Source organism: Neptuniibacter marinus (assembly GCF_965223595.1).
In the GTDB taxonomy this organism is placed as follows: Bacteria; Pseudomonadota; Gammaproteobacteria; order Pseudomonadales; family Balneatricaceae; genus Neptuniibacter; species Neptuniibacter marinus.
On sequence record NZ_OZ245004.1, the window covers coordinates 1,423,264 to 1,442,280 of the forward strand.

The window sequence follows — 19,017 nt, forward strand, 5'->3', positions numbered from 1 at the left end:
TAATATTTTGGTTGGCGCGATACTGTTTGCTGTAAGTTTAAAATATAAATAATACAAGGATAAGCATGAAAAATGTTCTATTGATTAGCATTTTCTCTCTGTTATTAGGTTGTAGTGATGACGAAGTGGGTGATGTATCTCTTGGTTTTTTAACCACAAAAGATATAAAGGTTAGTGTGTTTGTCGATCCCATAGTGACAGGTGTTACTTGTCATATTGCAAATATAGAGGCCGATTTAGATTTTGCGGATCCTAGTGATGGCGCTATTGCTTGCCGCCAGACAGGAGTAATGAGTCCTGAGATGATTGATCAGATAGATAAGTCAAAATCAGGAGAGGTTGTGTTTAAAAAGTCGAAAAGTATTCTGTTTAAATCATTAAAAATACGACGTATTTTTGATGCAAGCTCTCAAACCTTGATGTATGTTTCCTATTCTACAAAGGAAACCTCAGGCAGTTATAAACATAGTTTGTCTACTGTGCCCTTGTGGGGAACTCAAGCCTATCAGGCTAAGGAGGCTGAATAGGCAACGTATATAAATGTGACCAAATAATATGACGCGATAGTTCAGTGATAAATCATCAGCGTTTACAATTTATTGTTCGCGGTTGAATGTTAAAATATCACCGTTAAAGGGCTGTTCTAAGTAGTCAGTATTTATCGGGTTTAGGTGGGAAGGTGTGTAACCATATTTATCCATCAATAGGCTTAACTTATTTTTAGACGCTTCATCAGAGATACTCTGATCAATTCAGAAGGTTACTCTCTATAGGGTGCTGCTTTAGTCTTGCATTGGTGGTGCTTAAGTAGCAAATCTTGCTAAGCAGCTTGTTCAAATTAGCTGTCAGCCGCTTTAATTAAGGTTATAAAAAATAATAAGGCGTAAAAATGATAATTATTAGAGCTATAATTCTAATAATGTCATAAAAACGTTTTTTTAGGATATATGGGTGGTCGCTAATGTCTTGGTTTGGACGCAGTAAATCGTTAAAAACTCCTTTTGCTGATGCTGAAGTTATTAAAGTTAAATCTCTCAGTAGTCGAGAAATCTCTGCCGACAATCTTGCTATGCTCGCTTTCGACGGGGCATCGGTCTCTTTGGTGATTGCGTTTATTTCGCCGCATATCGACTTTGAAAGCACAATTAGACAGCTAAAATTAGCCATGCCTGATGTACCTAAAATCGTAGGCGTAATGACGGCTGGAGAGTTAAGTTCCTGTGGACAAAAGTTGTACCACGATGCCGATAATCATTGGGATCATATAGTTGTTCAAAGTTACAGTAGCGATGTTTTTGCTGATGTGGCGATTAGGTCAGTACCGCTTCATTGTGAAGATATTCGTGCTGGTAATCCGACAATGACAAGAAAGGAACGCGTGGCTAAATTCGCTGAAGAATTTAAACGTATCCAAGTACCTTTTGATATTAATTATCAAGACACCTTAGCCTTAACCTTTTTTGATGGTTTGTCAGCCAGCGAAAACTTTTTCATGCAAGGTTTGTATGAAAGTGGTCAATTTCCTTGTTATTTTGTTGGCGGTTCAGCTGGTGGTAAATTAGACTTTCAACAAGCCCTTGTTTTTGATGGGGAGCGTGTAGCGCACAACCATGCTGTTGTTATCTTTGTTAAGTTAGCGCCTCGTATGCGTTATGGTGTATTCAAAGCGCATAATTTTGACAAAACGTCGACCTCCTTTATCGTTGCAGAATCTAATGTCTATACGCGTGTTGTTCAATCAGTCATTCGTGATGGTAATAACCAGTTAACTTCTATCGTAGATCTGCTCTGTGAGCATTTTAAATGTTCTGCCTCTCAGTTAGGTGATGCACTTGTCGGTTATTCCTTTGCGGTTGAAATTGGTGGAGAGCTATTTATCCGTTCTATCGCTGCCATTAATGAGGCTGAAGGGAGTATCGCATTTTTCTGTGATTTAGAGTTCGGCGATCGATTATATTTGGTTAAAGCTAAGCCTTTTGCTCAAACAACGAGTCAGGATTACCGTGATTTTTTACACGGGAAATCAAGTAAACCTGTCGCGATGTTGGCAAATGATTGCGTGTTGCGTCGTTTGAATAATACTAATGAACTTGCGCAAGTTCATGATTTTGACAATATGAGCGTTGCTGGCTTTTCCACATTTGGGGAATTGCTCGGTGTTCATATGAATCAGACCCTTACTGCTTTGTTCTTTTTTAAAGTTCAACCAGGTGAGCGATTTCAAGATGAATACGCTGATAAGTTTCCTTATCACTATAGTAATTTCCGTCAATACTTTTTGAATGCTCGAATCAATAGTTTAGAACAGATCAATTATTTACAAAATAACTTAATTGAATGTATGGGTGCGTATCGTCCCTTGTTACGAAAAATGGTTGGTAGTTTTGATCATGTTTCCGGCTATGCGCAAACAACAGGTAATGTACTGAATGATATTCAGCAGAAGTTTTTGGGTTTTTCTAAAGGTATTGAAGATCAAGGTGAATCGCGTAAAGACTTGCACTTAAAAGTAGAAGACTTGAAACAGAACTCTGAAGAGGTCTTAACGATTTTGAACGTTATCTCTAGCATCGCTGATCAAACTAATCTTTTGGCGCTTAATGCTGCGATTGAGGCTGCGCGTGCAGGTGAGGCAGGTAGAGGCTTTGCTGTTGTCGCTGATGAGGTTAGGCAGCTTTCCCATAACACTCAGCATAGCTTGAATGAAACGGGGAAAACGATTCATGCGGTAACGGGGTCAATTACTGCTATCCGAGATACGATTTCAGAAATGGAAAGCTTTATGAGTCAAGTTTCTGAAAGCTCTAAGGCATTAAGTGATGAGATGAGTGGTCTTGTTGGATCATCCGCAGAGACCAGTGAGCAGGTAAGGGATAGTATTGAGTACATATCGGATGTTGAGACCGAAATGGATAGTATTGATAGAGAAGTCGAAGCGATTGAGCGTTTACGGAAAATAGATACTTCTCGTTAGTTTGTGGTTGCGGTTTGGAGTAAGTTCTTCTTGCTCCGAATAGCACTTGTCCCCTTTGTAGATGCAGGCCAGTATCCTCTTAGGAGGTAGGTGCAGCGTCGCTAGCTGGCTTTTCGATATCGACACGATCGGCTTTTGATATGTATCGAGGCTTAGTGCCCAGAGGTGCCTTTTTAGCATTTGCTTTCTTTAACCTTTTTTTGAAAATTTGAGAGATCTTTTTCTTCCTATTCATAAGGTAAGCCTTGGTGTAGTCAAACTTGGGTAGGTGTAGGGCGGATTATAGATGTTTATATAATTTAATCATCATTTGTCTTTTTATATAAATAAATATTTATATCCTTTGACACAGACCTTCCGGCAGTATATTCTGTTTCCAGCTTGAGATTGATCCGCTATTTATGCACAACCTTTCGAAGTATTTCCGTAATTCCTCGTCCTGTTTTTCATAAGTAAAAGTAAAAGATCGCGCATTAACAGCCTGAATTAAGGCTAATTATTTATTTAAGATAGGATGACAAACATGTCTACTACTACTGGCACTGTTAAATGGTTTAACGAAGAAAAAGGTTTTGGTTTCATTGAGCAGCAGTCTGGTCCAGACGTTTTCGCTCATTTCTCTGCGATCCAGGGTGATGGCTTCAAAACTCTTGCTGAAGGTCAGCAAGTTGAGTTTTCTGTAACTCAGGGCCAGAAAGGTCCACAGGCTGAAAATATTCGTCCTGTATAATACAGTTTATTTCTTTTAACTCTTTGAGTTGAAGGCTAGAAGAGCGTGATTTTATCATGCTCTTTTTATTTTACACCCGCATTTAAATAGTTTGATCTATCTACAAATTCCTTTCTGTTTTATAGCAATATTTATTTCTGCTCTTTACCTTTAGTTGTTTATTGTAGTTGTTAGTTGGTTTACTGCTAATTGGCTGATAATTAGGTCCTATTTGAAAATAAATAGGAGTTTATATTTTGCTGGAAAATCTCAGTGAAAATCTATGTGTATCTAAATTCCAAGGTATACATTATGATCAATGGACTTGTTACGAATTGATTGTGACAGCGTCCGAATCTAAACGAAAAACTTGGAAGCCAATAACAGGTTTGATGCCTGCTGAGGCCATGAGTCACTTTTTGCAGCGAAACTATCCTGCCGAACATGTGTCCAGTCAGTTTCGTGCTATTGTTAACTAAGTCTATTTGTAATACGAGAGAAACTAGATTTGATGGATAAATCTTTTGTTCTAGAACGCATAAATGTTTTTGCAGGGCAGCCTATAGATCCTGCATCCGATATTGAGGTTAAGCGGTTATTGCGCAATAAATTTAATATTGCTTTACCGCAACGCCGGACATTAAATGAGTCGTTAGAAGCTGTGGCCAGTGATCACGATGTAATAGATTTAATTATTCAGTATCGCCAACAGTCTTAATCACTTTTAGTGTTTTAATTCCTTTCAGTTATCTATTTCAGTCCAGCACTTGTATTTTATCTAGTCTGCCTTTATATACCTGTTTCTTGTGGTCGTCTTCTTGTGCGATTTGCAGCAAGTTTATAGTTGTCGTTGGAGCTATTTATGAATAAAAGTTTGTTAACCAATTTATTAGCTGCACTTGCTTTTTTAGCGGGTTTTATCGTGGATGATAATTTGCTTTTAACAATTGGCCTGTTTTCGCTTTCTGGCGCGCTAACGAATTGGTTAGCTATTCACATGCTGTTTGAGAAAGTGCCTGGCTTATATGGTTCTGGCGTTATTCCTGCGCGTTTTGAGGACTTTAAGCTGGGAATAAAAGCTCTTTTGATGGAGCAGTTTTTTACTGAAGAAAATATTGAGCGGTTTCTGGGTGCTGAAAATGGAAAGCAGCCGGACCTTCATCTTGCCCCTGTCATTGAAAAAGTTGATTTTTCGCCTACCTTTGATTCATTAATTGAAGTGATTCAAGCCTCTTCCTTTGGAGGTATGTTAGCTATGGTTGGCGGAACAGATGTTCTTCAGCCGTTGCGTCAACCGTTTATAGATAAGATAAAATCCTCAATTGAGGATATGACTCGAGATGAACAGTTTGTTGCGATGTTGCGTGAAGAGTTGGAAAGCCCAAATGTTATGGCCGAGATGCGAGTCAAAGTTGAATTGATCGTTCAGCAGCGTTTAGATGAGCTAACACCGCAGCTGGTTAAAGAGATCATTCAGCGAATGATTAAGGAGCACCTAGGCTGGTTAGTTGTATGGGGCGGCGTTTTTGGTGGATTAATTGGTTTGCTGGCTGCGCTTGTAGGTATGTAGTTATTAAGTTTTAGTTTATCTCTTTTGAAGCCGCTGTTATAGCGGCTTTGTTGTTTCTTGACTGTGTTCTCTCATATGTAAATATCTTTTGATGGTATAGGCAATTGAGCAATAAAATAGTTGAAAAGAGGTCGCTGTGTTTTATAACTATATTGGCCTGTTTTTTAGTGATTTTGTCTAATTTCCTGTCGTTAAGTTTTGAGGCTTATTTTGAAGTTATCTGCTCGTTTAGATGGGTTGGTTGATATGGTTAACGGTCCATATGCCCATATATGGGATTGTTGTTGTGATCATGGATATTTAGGCCGTCGGTTGTTGGATAGGTCTCCTGATTCTGTTATTCATTTTGTTGATATTGTTCCATCGCTTATCGAGCGTATAGAAACCTCTCTATCGGAGGTGGATAGGAGGCGATGGCAGGCCCATTGCATAGACCTTAAAATATTAACTTTGCCAGATTCGGAAGCCCGTCAATTAGTGATTATTGCAGGGGTAGGTGGGGATTTAATGACTGAAATGGTCTCTGAGCTACTTACGAACCATCAGGGCCGTTCATTAGATCTATTGTTATGTCCTGTGCGCCAACTTTATAAAGTGCGTATGGCAATGGATTCCCTTGGTTTGGGCTTAGTTGATGAGTGTATAGTTAAAGATGGTGGGCTTTTTTATGAGTTGATCTATTTATCAACAGAAAGTGTTCGCAAAGTTAGTTGTGTGGGTGAAATGTGGGATCTTACTGACTCTGAGCATAGGGAGTACTTAACCCGCAATATTGAGCATTTTCAACGTATGACCCAAGCTACTTCCCAAGAGTCTCCTGCTTTGCAGGCTTATCGCAAGCTACTTCTTGTATAAAGAGGCTGCAGAACAGCCTCTTAATAGTTTGATTTTATTTTACTCGCCAATGTATCTGTTCGCCTGCACGGATGGGAACGACTTGATCACTCCCTAATGGATAGCTTGCAGGAACATCCCAGCTTTCTTTGATTAGAGTTATAGTGTCGCTATTGCGAGGCAGCGCATAAAAGTCAGGTCCGTTGAGGCTAGCAAAAGCTTCCAGTTTATCGAGTGCATTGGCTTCTTCAAATACCTCTGCATATAGCTCAATGGAAGCGTGAGCAGTATAAGACCCTGCACAGCCGCAAGCTGCCTCTTTAGCGTGCTTCATATGGGGGGCAGAATCGGTTCCTAAAAAGAATTTTTTACTCCCAGATGTGGCTGCTTTTATTAGGGCTTCTTGGTGAATATTTCGCTTTAATATCGGCAGGCAGTAATAGTGGGGGCGTATGCCGCCAGCTAGCATGTGATTTCGATTAAATAGTAGGTGATGAGCTGTAATTGTCGCAGCAACATTATCACCTGCTGATGCTACGAACTCGGCAGCATCTTTTGTTGTGATATGTTCAAGTACAATTTTCAGGTTAGGAAAATCATTAACAACATCTTTAAGTACTGAATCAATAAAGGCTTTTTCGCGATCAAAAATATCTATAGAGGCATCGGTGACTTCCCCGTGCAATAGTAAAAGCATACCTGCTTCCTGCATAGCTTCGAGAGCAGGGTAGATATTTTTTATAGATGTGACACCTGAATCTGAATTAGTTGTCGCTCCGGCAGGATATAGCTTTGCCGCAACAATCTGACCGGTTGCTTTTGCTTTTATAATTTCTTCTGGCGCAGTGTTGTCTGTTAAATAAAGTACCATGAGTGGTTCAAATGCGCCTTGTGGTTTTTGATCCATAATACGTTGGCGATATTCTAGAGCTTCTTCGGTAGTTGTTGCTGGGGGGACAAGGTTGGGCATAATGATAGCTCGCCCCATATAGCGGCTCACATCGCGAACGGTATCTTTAAGTTGTAAACCATCTCGAAGGTGGATATGCCAGTCGTCTGGGCGCGTAATTGTAATAGAAGTCATTTAGAAGCTCACAGATTTTATTCAGATATTAGCGTGCGTATTAGGCTATATTATTTCATGGATATAGTTTTAATGCGCACTCAATTTTGAAAAGCGTATCCGGATTTGTTCAGTAAGGGCTGTATTTCTGCGATTAATCAATATTCTATTGAGCTACCAAAACTCTCTAAGGGGAGAGGATTTATTGATGCTGCACAGTATGTATTAGCATTTGTGAGTATTTGAGTGGCTACTATTCCTCGACCCAGACGGTTCGGATAGGGTCGCCGAAGTCATCGTAGATGACTTTTTGTTTTGGGACCTTTTTAGGTGGAGTAGCTCTCGATTGAATAGTAGCCGACGCTGTTTTGTTTTTACGTCGTGAATCTATAGTTGATAAAAGGGCATGAACGGGCGTGCGTTCAGTAGGTCCAGGATTATCAAAGCTGGTTTTGTGATGATTGTAGCGTCCATCAACAAGACCTGACTCTCCCATTTCTACTTGTTCGATCTCTCCACCTTTTTGCAGATACTGATTGACCTCAGCGTTAAGCTGATCTCTGAGCTCTGCTTTAGATGGACGTTTTTTAAACATAAATGAAGCCTAGTTTTATTACTCTTTAATTTTAAACGTTATTTATAGTGCTGGCGAGGGTAAGTTTGTTTTGATGTTTAACTTATCAGTTACTTGCTCATTTTCTATTGCTGAAAGACTAACGTATTTATAGGCGGCTGAGTAGCGATATACAGAGTATGTGGCATTGTTGGCTAGAAAGAGAGTTAAGTGGGTGGATATTTAGCAGCAGAATAAAAGGTAGTGCTTATAGATTCTATATATCTTTAGGCTGAATACATTATTCTTGCTAGATGTGGGGGAGGGCTTTTGCGCGTTTAAAAGTAAGGTTTAGCTGGCGAAAAAAACATGCAAAAGGTAGCATAGGGCTCTGTTTTTTTCTAACAATAAGCTGCATATATTAGATGAGTTATCAGGTTCTGGCGCGAAAGTGGCGCCCTGCGAGATTTCAAGAAATGGTGGGGCAAGAGCATGTGCTAAAAGCACTTGTGAATGCTCTCGATGATGATCGGTTGCACCATGCCTATCTTTTTACTGGTACTCGAGGTGTAGGTAAAACTTCTATAGCACGCTTATTTGCTAAATCCCTTAACTGCGAAACCGGCGTATCCTCTACTCCTTGTGGAGAATGTTCTGCTTGTAAAGAGATTGCTGAAGGGCGTTTTGTTGACCTTATTGAGGTGGATGCGGCCTCACGTACGAAAGTAGAAGACACTCGCGAACTAATGGAAAATGTGCAATATGCGCCAACCCATGGTCGTTATAAAGTCTATCTAATCGACGAAGTTCATATGCTTTCCACACACTCTTTTAATGCGTTATTAAAAACCTTAGAAGAGCCGCCTCCGCATGTTAAGTTCCTACTTGCAACGACAGATCCTCAGAAGTTACCGATTACGATTTTATCTCGTTGCTTACAGTTTAATCTTAAAAACTTAATTCCTGAGCGTATTGTCAGTCATCTTACCCACGTGTTGGGAGAGGAGAATATCAGTTTTGAAGAGCCTGCACTTTGGCTTTTAGCCCGCTCTGCTGATGGCTCAATGCGTGATGCGATGAGTTTGACTGACCAAGCGATAGCGTTTGGCGCAGGCACTATTAATGAAGCTGATGTTCGTGCCATGCTGGGAACAATCGATCAGCGTTTGGTCTATCAAATGCTTTCTTGTCTCGCTGCAGGCGATGCTAAAGGTTTGATGGCTTCAGTGACGGATCTTGCTCAGTTTTCTCCTGATTACAATGCAGTGCTTGGTGACTTGATCAGTGTATTGCATCGTATAGCGCTTGCTCAAACGATTCCTGATGCTGTAGATAACAGTATGGGGGATATGCTTCAGGTTCAAAAACTAGCAAAGGCCTTAACGGCTGAAGATATACAGCTGTATTATCAAGTTGCTTTGATGGGGCGTAAGGATCTGCCATTTGTTCCTGACCCTCGCGAAGGGCTAGAGATGGTATTGCTCAGAATGCTAGCGTTTAGGCCTGCAGGGGCTAGGCCACGTGCTGTAGAATTGCAGAATTCATCAGCATTAGGTCGCGACAAGGTCGAGCCGAGTCAGGACACGTCATCAGATATTAAGACTAATGAGCCAGCTGTAAATGTAGCGGAAGCCGTTTCTATTGATAGGCCCAATCCGCTTCCTGAGGATGAATCTCCGATTGAGGCAGTTACCGAGCAACCTGTAGCGCCTCAAGCCTTGAACCCGGAAAATGATCTTAGGCAGGATGAACCGCCAGTTTATTATGATGAGGCTGAGTATGCGGCCCCTCAAAGTGGGGTAGACCCAAGAAAAAAGTTTGAAGGTGAAGGCACAGAGCAAGAGAGTACTCCTCCTTGGAATATGGATGAGAGTGAGCAGTCCTTTGTGAACGATCAAACCATGCAACCATTAGGGAATGAGCATGCGTATGCGCCTTCAGAAAGTAAAGCAGATGTTAAATCAATAGAAATAGCTAAAAGTAGCGTAGCTGTTAAAGAGTGTTCGCGTGATTTAGGTGCTATTCAGCTCTCAGATTGGGTACATATAGGTCGAAACCTCGGTCTGAGTGGTATGACTGAGAGTTTAGCAACACATATATCTTTGGAAGAGATTAGATCTGACGCTGTTGTTCTGCATTACACAAAAGATCAAAAGACGATGTTAAATGAAGTTCAGCAACAGCGGATAAGTGATGCGTTGAATACATATTTCTCTGCGTCAGTGAGTGTTGAGTTTGTTCAAGCGATTCAAACGCAAGAAACACCTGCGCAGTACTTAAATAGAAAACGGGAAGAGCGGCATTCAGAAGCAATAACGTCAATTCGTAATGATGAGACAGTAAAGCAGTTACAGCAACATTTTGATGCACAGATAGAGCTATCTTCTGTGCAACCCATCGATTAATTTTGAGGTAAAGAGCAATGATGAAAGGTGGTATGGGTAATTTAATGAAACAAGCCCAGCAAATGCAAGAGAACCTACAGAAAGCGCAAGAACAAGTTGCCCTTGCTGAGCAAACAGGTGAATCAGGTGCGGGTCTGGTAAAAGTCGTTATGAATGGCCGTCACGATGTTAAAAGCATCAATATTGATGACAGCCTAATGGAAGAAGATAAAGAGATTTTAGAAGATCTTGTCGCTGCTGCTGTGAACGATGCAGTGCGTAAAATCGAAGCACATACTCAAGAGAAAATGGCTGAAGTTACAGGTGGTATGGGCATGCCCCCTGGATTCAATATGCCGTTTTAACCTATGTCGTTTAGTCCACTTATTCAACAGTTGATTACCGCGCTTCGTTGCTTGCCGAGTGTCGGCCCTAAATCTGCTCAGCGTATGGCTTTTCACCTTTTAGAAAGAGATTCTGAAGGTGCTTTGGCTTTAGCTGAAATTTTACAGAAAGCGGTTGCCGAGGTAGGGCATTGTCGCCAATGCCGTACTTTATCTGAACACGATTTATGTGAAATATGTCAGTCTGAAAGTAGAGATCGGTCAACGCTTTGTGTGTTGGAATCACCGGTTGATGTGCTCGCTATAGAACAAACAGGTGGTTACAACGGTTTGTATTTTGTACTTTCAGGACATTTATCACCGATTGATGGTATTGGGCCGGAAGATTTAGGTATAGATAAACTTTTAGAATTTATCCATTCCACAGAAATAAATGAAATAATTTTAGCGACCAACCCTACTGTTGAGGGTGAGGCAACTGCACATTTTATTGCTGCTCAGGTAAAGGAGCTGGGCATTAAAGTGACTCGCATTGCGCATGGGGTACCTGTAGGTGGGGAGCTGGAATTTGTTGATGGCGGTACGTTAGCGCACGCGATGGCGGGCCGGCGCTCACTGCTTTGAGGATTTAAAAGTTGTCAGATTACAATTGGAAAACGTTAGAAGCTTCAGCCGAGGAGCCTATATGGATTAGATCTGAAGCAGATCTAAGTCGGTATTGTAATCACTGGCGAACTTTACCTTTAGTCGCGCTAGATACTGAGTTTATCCGTGTTGAAACCTTTTATCCCATTGCTGGGTTAATACAGGTGGCGGATGATCGCCAGTGTTATTTGATTGATCCTTTAGATATATCAGACTTCAGTGCTCTATCTGAACTGTTTCAAGATCGCTCTGTCATTAAGTTAATGCATGCAGCAACGGAGGATCTTGAGCTGTTTCTTAAAGTGTTAGGAGTGCTTCCCCAACCTGTTTTTGATACTCAGATAGGGGCTGCTTTGCTTAATTGGGGCTTTTCTATGGGATTACAGAGGATGCTTGAGCAGAAACTCGATGTGCAAATGGAAAAGCATGAAACTACATCGGATTGGCTAAAGCGTCCATTGACCTCAAGTCAGATACATTATGCTGCGCTGGATGTCGCTTATTTACCTGAAATCTATGCAATGCAAAAGCAGGAATTTTTGCAGCGAGATACCTATTCTTGGGCTGAGCAAGAAAACCAGAAAATGCTCGATAATGCATTGGTTGATGATGTTGAGGGTTATGACTACTACCTGCGTTTTACACAGATGTGGCGTTGTCCTGTGCATAAGTTAGCAGCATTAAGGGATTTGACTGCGTGGCGTGAACAGATTGCACGGGATCGAGATGTGCCGCGTAATCGAATATTAAAAAATCAGGCTTTATTGCAAATTATAGAGGCGTGGCCGCGTAATATGAGCGACCTTTCTCGATTAGATGAAATTAGAAAGCATATTTTGCGCAGTGATGGTGAAACGATTTTAGGTTTCATAAAGTCGGGGTCTGATAGTGCTGAAGCTAATCCACCAAGGCCTATTCCTAGGCCTCTACATTACTTTTGGAACAAACACCTGAAGAAGCTAAAGGCGATTGCCCGTAAAGCTGCTGAGGCTAATGACGTTGCGCCGGAGATCCTATTGCGTCGTAAAGAGTTAGAGCTACTTATTCGATCGGGTGTTGATGAAGGGGAGTATAGACTACCTTCCCAAATGTCAGAGTGGCGTCAAAAGTTAATAGGCCCGGCATTGTTAGATGAGCTTGAAGTTATAGAGCGTTTAAGATGTTCGATTTAAATATAAAGGTATTTTCTGCATGAAGGTTTGTTCTGTTTATTTAAGTTCTCGTAAAGATGAAATGTATCTCTATGTCGATAAGCGAGATAAGTTGAGTAAGGTGCCTGAGGCTCTGTTAGAGATGTTTGGCACAGCTAAGCTAGTCATGGATATTCCTTTGACGGCGAACCGTAAACTGGCGAGGGTGGATGTAGATAAAGTGCTAGAGGGCTTAGAGGAAAAAGGGTATTACCTGCAGATGCCGCCTCCAAAAGATGACTATATGCTAGATCTTCATAAAGATCGTCCTGAAAGTGGCGTGCGTTAAGTGGCCGCTCAAGAGGTTTTTTGGCGTAGTAAAAGTTTAGGTCAGATGAGTTCTACTGAGTGGGAATCCCTCTGTGATGGCTGTGCATTATGTTGTTTGCACAAGTTGGAAGATGAAGATACTCAAGAAGTTTTTTATACATCTGTCGTGTGTCATCTGCTCGATTTTGAAACCTGTCGTTGTACTAAATATGAAGAGCGTTGTTCGCTAGTGCCTAATTGCGTAAAACTTAGGCCTGAAGATGTGGATTCATTTCATTGGCTTCCACCAAGTTGCGCATACCGATTGGTTCATGAAGGGAAAGACCTTCCTGAATGGCACCCTCTGGTCAGTGGGGATCAAAAAACAGTGATTGAATCAGGTGCGTCTGTTTTAAGTTGGTATGAAGTTAAAGATGATGAAATAGATGAAGAGGATTTTGTTGATTATATCATTGAGTGATTAAGCAACTTTTAATTATCAGTGTTTATTGTAGGTGAAAGCAGCTTGGATATTGCCTCTTTTTCAAGAGGCTTGTAGAAATAGTAGCCTTGGAAAACCTCACAACCGAGCTTAAGTAAGGTATCTAGCTGCCCTTCCGTTTCTACTCCCTCCGCTATAGTGCTTAGATTCAGGTTCCTAGCTAAATTAATAATGGTTGCACATATTTCAGTGTCCTCGTCTTTACGATGACACTCTTCTACAAAGGATTGATCTATTTTTAGAATATCGAGAGGTAGTCGTTTTAAATAGTTTAATGAAGAGTAGCCTGTACCAAAATCATCAATAGATATGCTTATATTTAAGGCTTTAAGTTCTTCAAGCACGCTGATACAGATTTCTATATCATCTATTAAGACTCCCTCGGTTATTTCTATTTCGAGTAATGAGCCTGGAATGGAGAAGAGAACTAACTGTTGTTTTATAAAAGGCACTAGCTCTTCTGATATCAGGTGTTTGCCTGAGATATTAACGGCAATAGGCACCGGAGACAGTCCCTGATCGATCCATTCTCGAATCTGCATGAGAGCTGTGTTGATGACCATTTCGCCGAGTTGGATAATGAGGTTGCTTTCTTCCGCTATCGGTATGAAATCTGTAGGTGGGATCAGCCCCTGTTTAGGATTATTCCATCGAATAAGAGCTTCCAGAGCGATAATATTGTCTTTACTGCGGAAAACTTTAGGCTGATAAACAAGGTGGAATTGCTTCTCTGCGAGTCCGGTTTGAATTAGGCGCTCGTAAGTTGCTGATTTTGTAACATTTTCAGCCATGTGGGCTTGAAATATTTGATAGTTGTCTCGGCCACTTTCTTTTGCTGCATACATGGCTATATCAGCTTCTTGAATTAAGTTATCTGCGTGGGTTTGCCCGCATACAGAAAGTGATATACCTATACTGGTAGGGATATTGAACTGCTTTTTGCTTATCTCTACCGGTTTGCGCATTATTTCTAGGATGTCTTTTGCTTTTTTGCTTATTACATCGAGGTTAATTTTTCCCCTGAGTACGACAATAAACTCGTCGCCTCCCCAGCGAGCGATAAGGTCATCTTCACGTGCGACTTCTGTCAGGCGTTTAGCCACTTCACATAAAAGTTCATCACCCGCTTTGTGTCCGAGAGTATCATTAATTTTTTTAAATTTATCTAAGTCGAGGAAGAATAGTGCAACGGTCTCGTTATGCAGTTTTGCCATCTCTATAGCCGCAGAAAGCGATTTCATCATATATGTGCGGTTGGATAAGCTAGTTAGTGGATCTCGGTAGGCAAGAAATTTAAGTCGAGATTGCAGTTTTTGCTCTCGTGTTACATCGCGTATATGGAGTGTAAATTCAGTACGGGAATCATCTTCCATACGTGTACTGGTTATCGTAACTTCAGCTGGGAAGGGGTGGGCAGATATACGTTGTAGTTGTAGTGCATTTCGTCTATTTAAAACAAGACCATTAGCTGCGCTGAAAAAATGACGCAGGCTGTATTCAACCGCTTCTCTATCTTCTTCGAGAACAAAATACTTGGTAAAGCTTTTGCCTACTACCTGCTTTTTTAGACAGCCCAATGTACGTTCTGCCGACGGATTGAATTCAATGATTTTCCCTTCCCAATCAATGGATATAATGCAATCCATTGATGAGTCTAGAATGGCACTTTTGCGTTTTTCGCTTGCTTGGAACTGATCAATGGCAAAATCTTTTTGCGACATCTCTTGATTGATGCGTGTAATGACCTGGTTATACTTTTTTGCGATTTGGCCAACTTCCGTAAAGGGCTCTTCTTTGACTGGTGAAGTGAAATTGCCTAGATTTTGTTGTTGTTCCATATCGCTTAAAAGATCAATCAGCTCTGTAGATGCTTGATGCTCAGCAATATTGAGGCCTTGTTTCTCATCTTGTACAGTTACGCGTAATGGAGCAAAGCGGTTAATAATACTAAGTAAGCAGTAACTTACTCCAAAACTATAGAGCCCAATTGCTGCAATACCACAAAGCTGGATTGTGAGCTGTTGGGAAAAAGTAAGTCCTGTATCAAGCTTGCTGTAGTCAGCAAATATAGCAACGGCTATAGTGCCCCAAATACCGGCTAAAAGGTGAGCAGGGATAACAGCAAGTGCATCATCAATCTGCATTTTTTCTAGCCATAGTGTGCCGTAATATACAATGCCGCCAGAGATCATTCCTATAAAGGCAGCCGATATGGGCTCGACAGCGAAACAGGATGCCGTGATGCCAACAAGGCCTGCAATAATGCCATTTAGAATATAACTAACATCAATAAATCGCTTATCAAAGTAATGGAGGGAGGTTGCGATAAGGCCCCCCCAGATGGCGGCAAGGCAGGTGTTGAGTAGGATTTTGGGAACTTGATCGTTGATGGCTAGGACACTACCGCCATTGAAACCAAACCAGCCAAACCAAATGAGCAGTGTCCCCATTGTTGCCATAGGAAGATTGCTACCGGATGGGAACTTAGTATTGACATCGTAGCGACCAAGCCGAGGGCCGATAATTATTACGCAGGCTAATGCAACCCATCCACCTACAGAGTGGACGACGGTTGAACCTGCAAAATCGATAAAACCTAGAGCGGCTAACCAGCCTTGTTGAGTGTCTTGATAAAGACCACCCCAAGCCCAGTGTCCAGTAATAGGGTAGATAGCAACGCTTAGAATTATCGTTGCATATATGTACCCAATAAAACTCATGCGTTCAGCAACAGCGCCCGACATTAACGTAGCTGCAGTACTGCAAAACATCATTTGAAATATAAAGAAACAGATTTCATCTGCGGAGTTGTCGCTACCAAAGAGGAAGCTGTTACTGCCTATAAGGCCTAGGTAGGTGTTACCAAACATTAACCCGAAGCCAGCTATCCAGAAGATCGTTGTGGAAAGGATAAAGTCAGTAATGTTTTTTGCTGCAACGTTAATGCTGTTTTTACTGCGAATTCTTCCGCTTTCTAGGCATAAAAAACCGGCCTGCATTAAGAATACTAAAAGAGCTGATACAATCAGCCACAAATTATCCAGCATTTATAACCTTTCCTTATACGGCGTGAGAAAGTGTGTTAACGCTCCGAACTTTTGTAAATCATTAGTCTTAGTAAACAAATATTCTCTATATTATAGAGTAAGAAATGTTTCCTGTGCGTATTTTTTAAGAGGTAAGGTAAAGAGAATAAAAGGATTTTGTTCTGAATAAAACAAAAAAAACCGCAAACAGTGATCTGTTTGCGGTTTTTAATGTTAAGCCAGTGTTGGCTTAAGCGTTTCTTACTTCTGGTTGTCTAGCTGAGCTTTGATTAGGTCACCAATGGTAGTTGGGCCTGCAACTTCAACTTCAGCATTGCGTACAGCAGAGATTGCTGCTTTCTCTTCAGCCTGTTCTTTCGCTTTGATAGACAGGTTGATTACGCGGTTACGACGATCCATTGTGATGATCTTAGCTTCAACGTCGTCACCAACGTTAAGTACTGTAGTTGCATCATCAATACGATCAACAGAGATCTCAGAAACTTTAAGCGTACCTTCGATACCTTCAGCTAGTTCAATAACCGCGCCTTTCGCTTCAACGGAGATAACTTTACCGTTTACGATAGTGCCTTTATCGTTTGCTGCAGCGTATTCAGCGAATGGATCGCTTTCAAGCTGTTTGATGCCAAGAGAGATACGCTCTTTTTCTGCATCGATAGAAAGGATAATAGCTTCAACTTCTTCGCCTTTCTTGAACTGGCGTAGCGCTGCTTCAGCATCAGCTTCCCATGTGATGTCAGACATGTGAACTAGACCGTCAAGCTCATCCTGTAGACCAACGAAGATACCAAAGTCAGTGATAGTTTTGATCGTACCAGTAACTTTGTCGTTAGCTGCAAACTGCTCAGCGAAAGTAACCCAAGGATTAGCAGTACACTGCTTGATACCAAGAGAGATACGACGACGCTCTTCATCAACATCAAGGATCATAACTTCCACTTCATCACCAATGTTTACAACTTTTGATGGGTGGATGTTTTTGTTAGTCCAAGACATTTCAGAAACGTGTACTAGACCTTCTACGCCGTCTTCGATAGATGCGAAGCAACCGTAATCAGTAAGGTTAGTGATGCGTGCCTGACACTTGGCACCGGATGGGTAACGCTCTTTGATAAGCGCCCATGGATCCATAGATAGTTGCTTAAGACCAAGAGAAATACGACCAGATTCTTTGTCGAATTTGATGATCTTAACAGTGATCTCGTCACCTGGGTTCAACATTTCAGATGGGTGGGAAATGCGTTTCCAAGCCATGTCTGTAATGTGTAGAAGGCCGTCAACACCGCCTAGATCGATGAAAGCACCGTAGTTAGTTAGGTTCTTAACGAAACCTTTAACTTCCTGACCTTCTTCCAAGGTAGCTAGTAGCTCATCGCGTTGAGCGCTATTAGCTTCTTGTAGAACCGCGCGGCGAGAAACAACAATGTTGTTACGCTTAGGGTCTAATTTGATCAGCTTGAATTCAAGCTCTTTACCTTCTAGGTGATCAACGTCACGAACTGGACGTACATCTACCAAAGAACCTGGTAAGAAGCCTTGGATGTTGTTGATGCTAACAGTAAAGCCGCCTTTAACTTTGCCGCTGATGTAACCTTTAACAGTTTCTTCAGCTTCAAATTTAGTCTGCAGAACTTCCCAAGCTTCAGCGCGTTTAGCTTTTTCACGAGACAGACGCGTTTCACCAAAGCCATCTTCAACCGCTTCTAGTGCAACTTTAACGTCGTCACCGATCTTGATTTCAAGTTCATTTGCATCGTTAAGGAACTGTGAACGCGGGATGATTGCTTCAGATTTAAGGCCAGCATGTACAGTAACCCAGTCGCTGTCGATATCAACAACTTCACCAATTACTAATTTGCCAGGGGTCATGTCTAGTGATTGAAGGGATTCTTCAAACAGATCAGCAAAGCTTTCGCTCATTGAAAATGTCCTATATGTAAGGGCCACATACCATTTTATAAGTTTAATGGGACTGTAGCGCTTCAGCCTGTAATACCGGTTTTACAGGGTCAGTTTTAAGTAGTTCAAAAGGGGCGTTTTGACCGGCGTAGCACCCAATTCAATAGAATTTGAGCGCGCATTATACAGTAAAACCATAAGCTTTACATAAGTTTTGCTGTGAATAGGTGGTTTGTGGCCAAAAATTTAGCGATTAAATAGGTTTGTCGTAATTACTGAGGCGCTCATAAAGTGCGGTTTGGCATGGTTTTACCACCGTGTCTAAGTCTGCTTTGAGGTTTGAGGGGAGTACGGTTGGGTCTTGTTTGCGGAAAAATATGGTAATTAGGCGCTCCTCTCGTGGAGAGTTTGCGGCAATGTCTATTCCATCGCCTACGCAGAAAGCGAATTCAGGCATATAGTCTCTAATTAACATTTCGCGTTCATTTTCAGCCAAAATTAGCCGTTTGGCGCCAATGAATTTCTTATATTCGTGCCCAGCTGCTGCCGACATGGCTTCTATTTTTAAATTTGAAAAGCGTCTAGCGTCAGGCATATCAAGTAGTAGTCTTTTTAGTTGCCTTTCTACGGCTGTTATCTCTTCTGCCATGCTGAGTGGGGCGAAGTGCTCATTAAGCTCTTTGTAGGTTTGTAAAGAAGCTATTTTTTCTTGCAGGGTTTCTATTTCAGCACGAAGCTCTTTTTGTTCTTCAATAAGCTGTTCATTATCTGCCATTAACCCTTTAATTACTTTCTGTGTTGGGGTCGCTTTACTTTCATAAAAGGTAGAAGGGAGCTGCTTTGCGCCTAGCTCACCGATTGTTTCGGAGTGGGTGCTTGTAGGTAGAACGGTAAAGCCAAATTTCTCAAGGTCTTTTAGGTTTTCAGCGTGTTGACCTTGCATTTGGTTATACATAAGGAAGCCGCCGCCTGCTAAGGCGGCCAGAATTAAAGGAATAAGAATAATTAAGACAATGCTTTTTTTGTTTTTCATCCAAAGCCTTTATTATGGGGC

General features: G+C 41.4%; 19 protein-coding genes. 13 read left to right on the plus strand and 6 right to left on the minus strand.

Annotated elements, in window-relative coordinates; translation table 11 throughout:
- Positions 1 to 65: 65 nt before the first annotated feature.
- Both ACOQOE_RS06640 and ACOQOE_RS06645 read left to right on the plus strand, forming a co-directional pair.
- Positions 66 to 527 carry a CreA family protein gene (locus ACOQOE_RS06640; RefSeq protein ID WP_067861678.1) on the plus strand — a complete coding sequence of 154 codons (462 nt, stop codon included), beginning with the start codon at positions 66 to 68 and terminating at the stop codon, positions 525 to 527.
- Positions 528 to 961: 434 nt separating this feature from the next.
- A complete protein-coding gene (locus tag ACOQOE_RS06645) occupies positions 962 to 2,974 on the plus strand; it encodes a methyl-accepting chemotaxis protein (RefSeq protein ID WP_420555270.1) in 2,013 nt (670 codons plus the stop codon).
- A gap of 79 nt (positions 2,975 to 3,053) precedes the next feature.
- Here ACOQOE_RS06645 and ACOQOE_RS06650 read toward each other — a convergent pair whose 3' ends face one another.
- Positions 3,054 to 3,209: a DUF2986 domain-containing protein gene (locus ACOQOE_RS06650; protein WP_420555271.1), complete on the minus strand. Its 156-nt coding sequence runs from the start codon at positions 3,207 to 3,209 to the stop codon at positions 3,054 to 3,056.
- A gap of 288 nt (positions 3,210 to 3,497) precedes the next feature.
- Between ACOQOE_RS06650 and ACOQOE_RS06655 the strand changes: the two genes are divergently transcribed.
- The 5 genes from ACOQOE_RS06655 (at position 3,498) to ACOQOE_RS06675 (ending at position 6,108) form a co-directional block, all read left to right on the plus strand.
- Positions 3,498 to 3,704 (plus strand): cold-shock protein, encoded by a 207-nt coding sequence (locus ACOQOE_RS06655; protein ID WP_067861674.1) that lies wholly within the window; start codon positions 3,498 to 3,500, stop codon positions 3,702 to 3,704.
- Positions 3,705 to 3,940: 236 nt separating this feature from the next.
- Positions 3,941 to 4,162, plus strand: a complete 222-nt coding sequence (locus ACOQOE_RS06660) for a hypothetical protein (protein WP_420555272.1) — start codon at positions 3,941 to 3,943, stop codon at positions 4,160 to 4,162.
- 32 nt (positions 4,163 to 4,194) lie between these two features.
- On the plus strand, positions 4,195 to 4,401 hold the full coding sequence (locus ACOQOE_RS06665; RefSeq protein WP_231867900.1) for a hypothetical protein: 207 nt from the start codon (positions 4,195 to 4,197) through the stop codon (positions 4,399 to 4,401).
- Positions 4,402 to 4,545: 144 nt separating this feature from the next.
- The gene (locus ACOQOE_RS06670; RefSeq protein ID WP_420555273.1) at positions 4,546 to 5,253 is read left to right on the plus strand and encodes a DUF445 domain-containing protein; all 708 of its coding nucleotides are present in this window, start codon (positions 4,546 to 4,548) and stop codon (positions 5,251 to 5,253) included.
- 210 nt (positions 5,254 to 5,463) lie between these two features.
- Positions 5,464 to 6,108 (plus strand): tRNA (adenine(22)-N(1))-methyltransferase TrmK, encoded by a 645-nt coding sequence (locus ACOQOE_RS06675; protein ID WP_420555274.1) that lies wholly within the window; start codon positions 5,464 to 5,466, stop codon positions 6,106 to 6,108.
- 34 nt (positions 6,109 to 6,142) lie between these two features.
- Here the strand turns inward: ACOQOE_RS06675 and pyrC are convergent, their stop codons facing one another.
- Positions 6,143 to 7,171: a dihydroorotase gene (pyrC, locus tag ACOQOE_RS06680; RefSeq protein ID WP_067861659.1), complete on the minus strand. Its 1,029-nt coding sequence runs from the start codon at positions 7,169 to 7,171 to the stop codon at positions 6,143 to 6,145.
- 232 nt (positions 7,172 to 7,403) lie between these two features.
- Positions 7,404 to 7,745: a hypothetical protein gene (locus tag ACOQOE_RS06685; protein WP_420555275.1), complete on the minus strand. Its 342-nt coding sequence runs from the start codon at positions 7,743 to 7,745 to the stop codon at positions 7,404 to 7,406.
- 383 nt (positions 7,746 to 8,128) lie between these two features.
- On the opposite strand from ACOQOE_RS06685, the gene dnaX reads away from it, so the two are divergent.
- Genes dnaX through ACOQOE_RS06715 form a run of 6 tightly spaced genes read left to right on the plus strand, consistent with a single transcriptional unit; the run spans position 8,129 to position 12,996 of the window.
- Positions 8,129 to 10,108 carry a DNA polymerase III subunit gamma/tau gene (gene dnaX, locus ACOQOE_RS06690; RefSeq protein ID WP_420555276.1) on the plus strand — a complete coding sequence of 660 codons (1,980 nt, stop codon included), beginning with the start codon at positions 8,129 to 8,131 and terminating at the stop codon, positions 10,106 to 10,108.
- 17 nt (positions 10,109 to 10,125) lie between these two features.
- Positions 10,126 to 10,452, plus strand: coding sequence for a YbaB/EbfC family nucleoid-associated protein (locus tag ACOQOE_RS06695; RefSeq protein WP_420555277.1), 327 nt, complete (start codon positions 10,126 to 10,128; stop codon positions 10,450 to 10,452).
- 3 nt (positions 10,453 to 10,455) lie between these two features.
- Positions 10,456 to 11,055, plus strand: coding sequence for a recombination mediator RecR (gene recR, locus ACOQOE_RS06700; RefSeq protein WP_420555278.1), 600 nt, complete (start codon positions 10,456 to 10,458; stop codon positions 11,053 to 11,055).
- An 11-nt stretch (positions 11,056 to 11,066) separates the two neighbouring features.
- The gene (gene rnd / locus ACOQOE_RS06705; RefSeq protein ID WP_420555279.1) at positions 11,067 to 12,248 is read left to right on the plus strand and encodes a ribonuclease D; all 1,182 of its coding nucleotides are present in this window, start codon (positions 11,067 to 11,069) and stop codon (positions 12,246 to 12,248) included.
- Between the two features lie 19 nt (positions 12,249 to 12,267).
- On the plus strand, positions 12,268 to 12,555 hold the full coding sequence (locus tag ACOQOE_RS06710; RefSeq protein WP_303416581.1) for a YcgL domain-containing protein: 288 nt from the start codon (positions 12,268 to 12,270) through the stop codon (positions 12,553 to 12,555).
- On the plus strand, positions 12,556 to 12,996 hold the full coding sequence (locus ACOQOE_RS06715) for a YcgN family cysteine cluster protein (RefSeq protein WP_075107870.1): 441 nt from the start codon (positions 12,556 to 12,558) through the stop codon (positions 12,994 to 12,996).
- An 11-nt stretch (positions 12,997 to 13,007) separates the two neighbouring features.
- Here the strand turns inward: ACOQOE_RS06715 and amt are convergent, their stop codons facing one another.
- The 3 genes from amt to ACOQOE_RS06730 all read right to left on the minus strand — a co-directional run bounded on the left by amt (position 13,008) and on the right by ACOQOE_RS06730 (position 18,996).
- On the minus strand, positions 13,008 to 16,064 hold the full coding sequence (gene amt / locus ACOQOE_RS06720; RefSeq protein WP_420555280.1) for an ammonium transporter: 3,057 nt from the start codon (positions 16,062 to 16,064) through the stop codon (positions 13,008 to 13,010).
- Between the two features lie 240 nt (positions 16,065 to 16,304).
- Positions 16,305 to 17,984: a 30S ribosomal protein S1 gene (gene rpsA / locus ACOQOE_RS06725; protein ID WP_067861634.1), complete on the minus strand. Its 1,680-nt coding sequence runs from the start codon at positions 17,982 to 17,984 to the stop codon at positions 16,305 to 16,307.
- A gap of 232 nt (positions 17,985 to 18,216) precedes the next feature.
- The gene (locus ACOQOE_RS06730) at positions 18,217 to 18,996 is read right to left on the minus strand and encodes a hypothetical protein (protein WP_420555281.1); all 780 of its coding nucleotides are present in this window, start codon (positions 18,994 to 18,996) and stop codon (positions 18,217 to 18,219) included.
- Positions 18,997 to 19,017 lie beyond the last annotated feature (21 nt).

Excerpts from the sequence above, each read along its gene's own strand:
- ACOQOE_RS06640 (WP_067861678.1), top strand. The coding sequence starts at position 66 with ATGAAAAATGTTCTATTGATTAGCATTTTCTCTCTGTTATTAGGTTGT.
- ACOQOE_RS06645 (WP_420555270.1), top strand. The coding sequence starts at position 962 with ATGTCTTGGTTTGGACGCAGTAAATCGTTAAAAACTCCTTTTGCTGAT.
- ACOQOE_RS06650 (WP_420555271.1), bottom strand. The coding sequence starts at position 3,209 with ATGAATAGGAAGAAAAAGATCTCTCAAATTTTCAAAAAAAGGTTAAAG.
- ACOQOE_RS06655 (WP_067861674.1), top strand. The coding sequence starts at position 3,498 with ATGTCTACTACTACTGGCACTGTTAAATGGTTTAACGAAGAAAAAGGT.
- ACOQOE_RS06665 (WP_231867900.1), top strand. The coding sequence starts at position 4,195 with ATGGATAAATCTTTTGTTCTAGAACGCATAAATGTTTTTGCAGGGCAG.
- ACOQOE_RS06670 (WP_420555273.1), top strand. The coding sequence starts at position 4,546 with ATGAATAAAAGTTTGTTAACCAATTTATTAGCTGCACTTGCTTTTTTA.
- pyrC (WP_067861659.1), bottom strand. The coding sequence starts at position 7,171 with ATGACTTCTATTACAATTACGCGCCCAGACGACTGGCATATCCACCTT.
- ACOQOE_RS06685 (WP_420555275.1), bottom strand. The coding sequence starts at position 7,745 with ATGTTTAAAAAACGTCCATCTAAAGCAGAGCTCAGAGATCAGCTTAAC.
- dnaX (WP_420555276.1), top strand. The coding sequence starts at position 8,129 with ATGAGTTATCAGGTTCTGGCGCGAAAGTGGCGCCCTGCGAGATTTCAA.
- ACOQOE_RS06695 (WP_420555277.1), top strand. The coding sequence starts at position 10,126 with ATGATGAAAGGTGGTATGGGTAATTTAATGAAACAAGCCCAGCAAATG.
- recR (WP_420555278.1), top strand. The coding sequence starts at position 10,456 with ATGTCGTTTAGTCCACTTATTCAACAGTTGATTACCGCGCTTCGTTGC.
- ACOQOE_RS06710 (WP_303416581.1), top strand. The coding sequence starts at position 12,268 with ATGAAGGTTTGTTCTGTTTATTTAAGTTCTCGTAAAGATGAAATGTAT.
- amt (WP_420555280.1), bottom strand. The coding sequence starts at position 16,064 with ATGCTGGATAATTTGTGGCTGATTGTATCAGCTCTTTTAGTATTCTTA.
- rpsA (WP_067861634.1), bottom strand. The coding sequence starts at position 17,984 with ATGAGCGAAAGCTTTGCTGATCTGTTTGAAGAATCCCTTCAATCACTA.
- ACOQOE_RS06730 (WP_420555281.1), bottom strand. The coding sequence starts at position 18,996 with ATGAAAAACAAAAAAAGCATTGTCTTAATTATTCTTATTCCTTTAATT.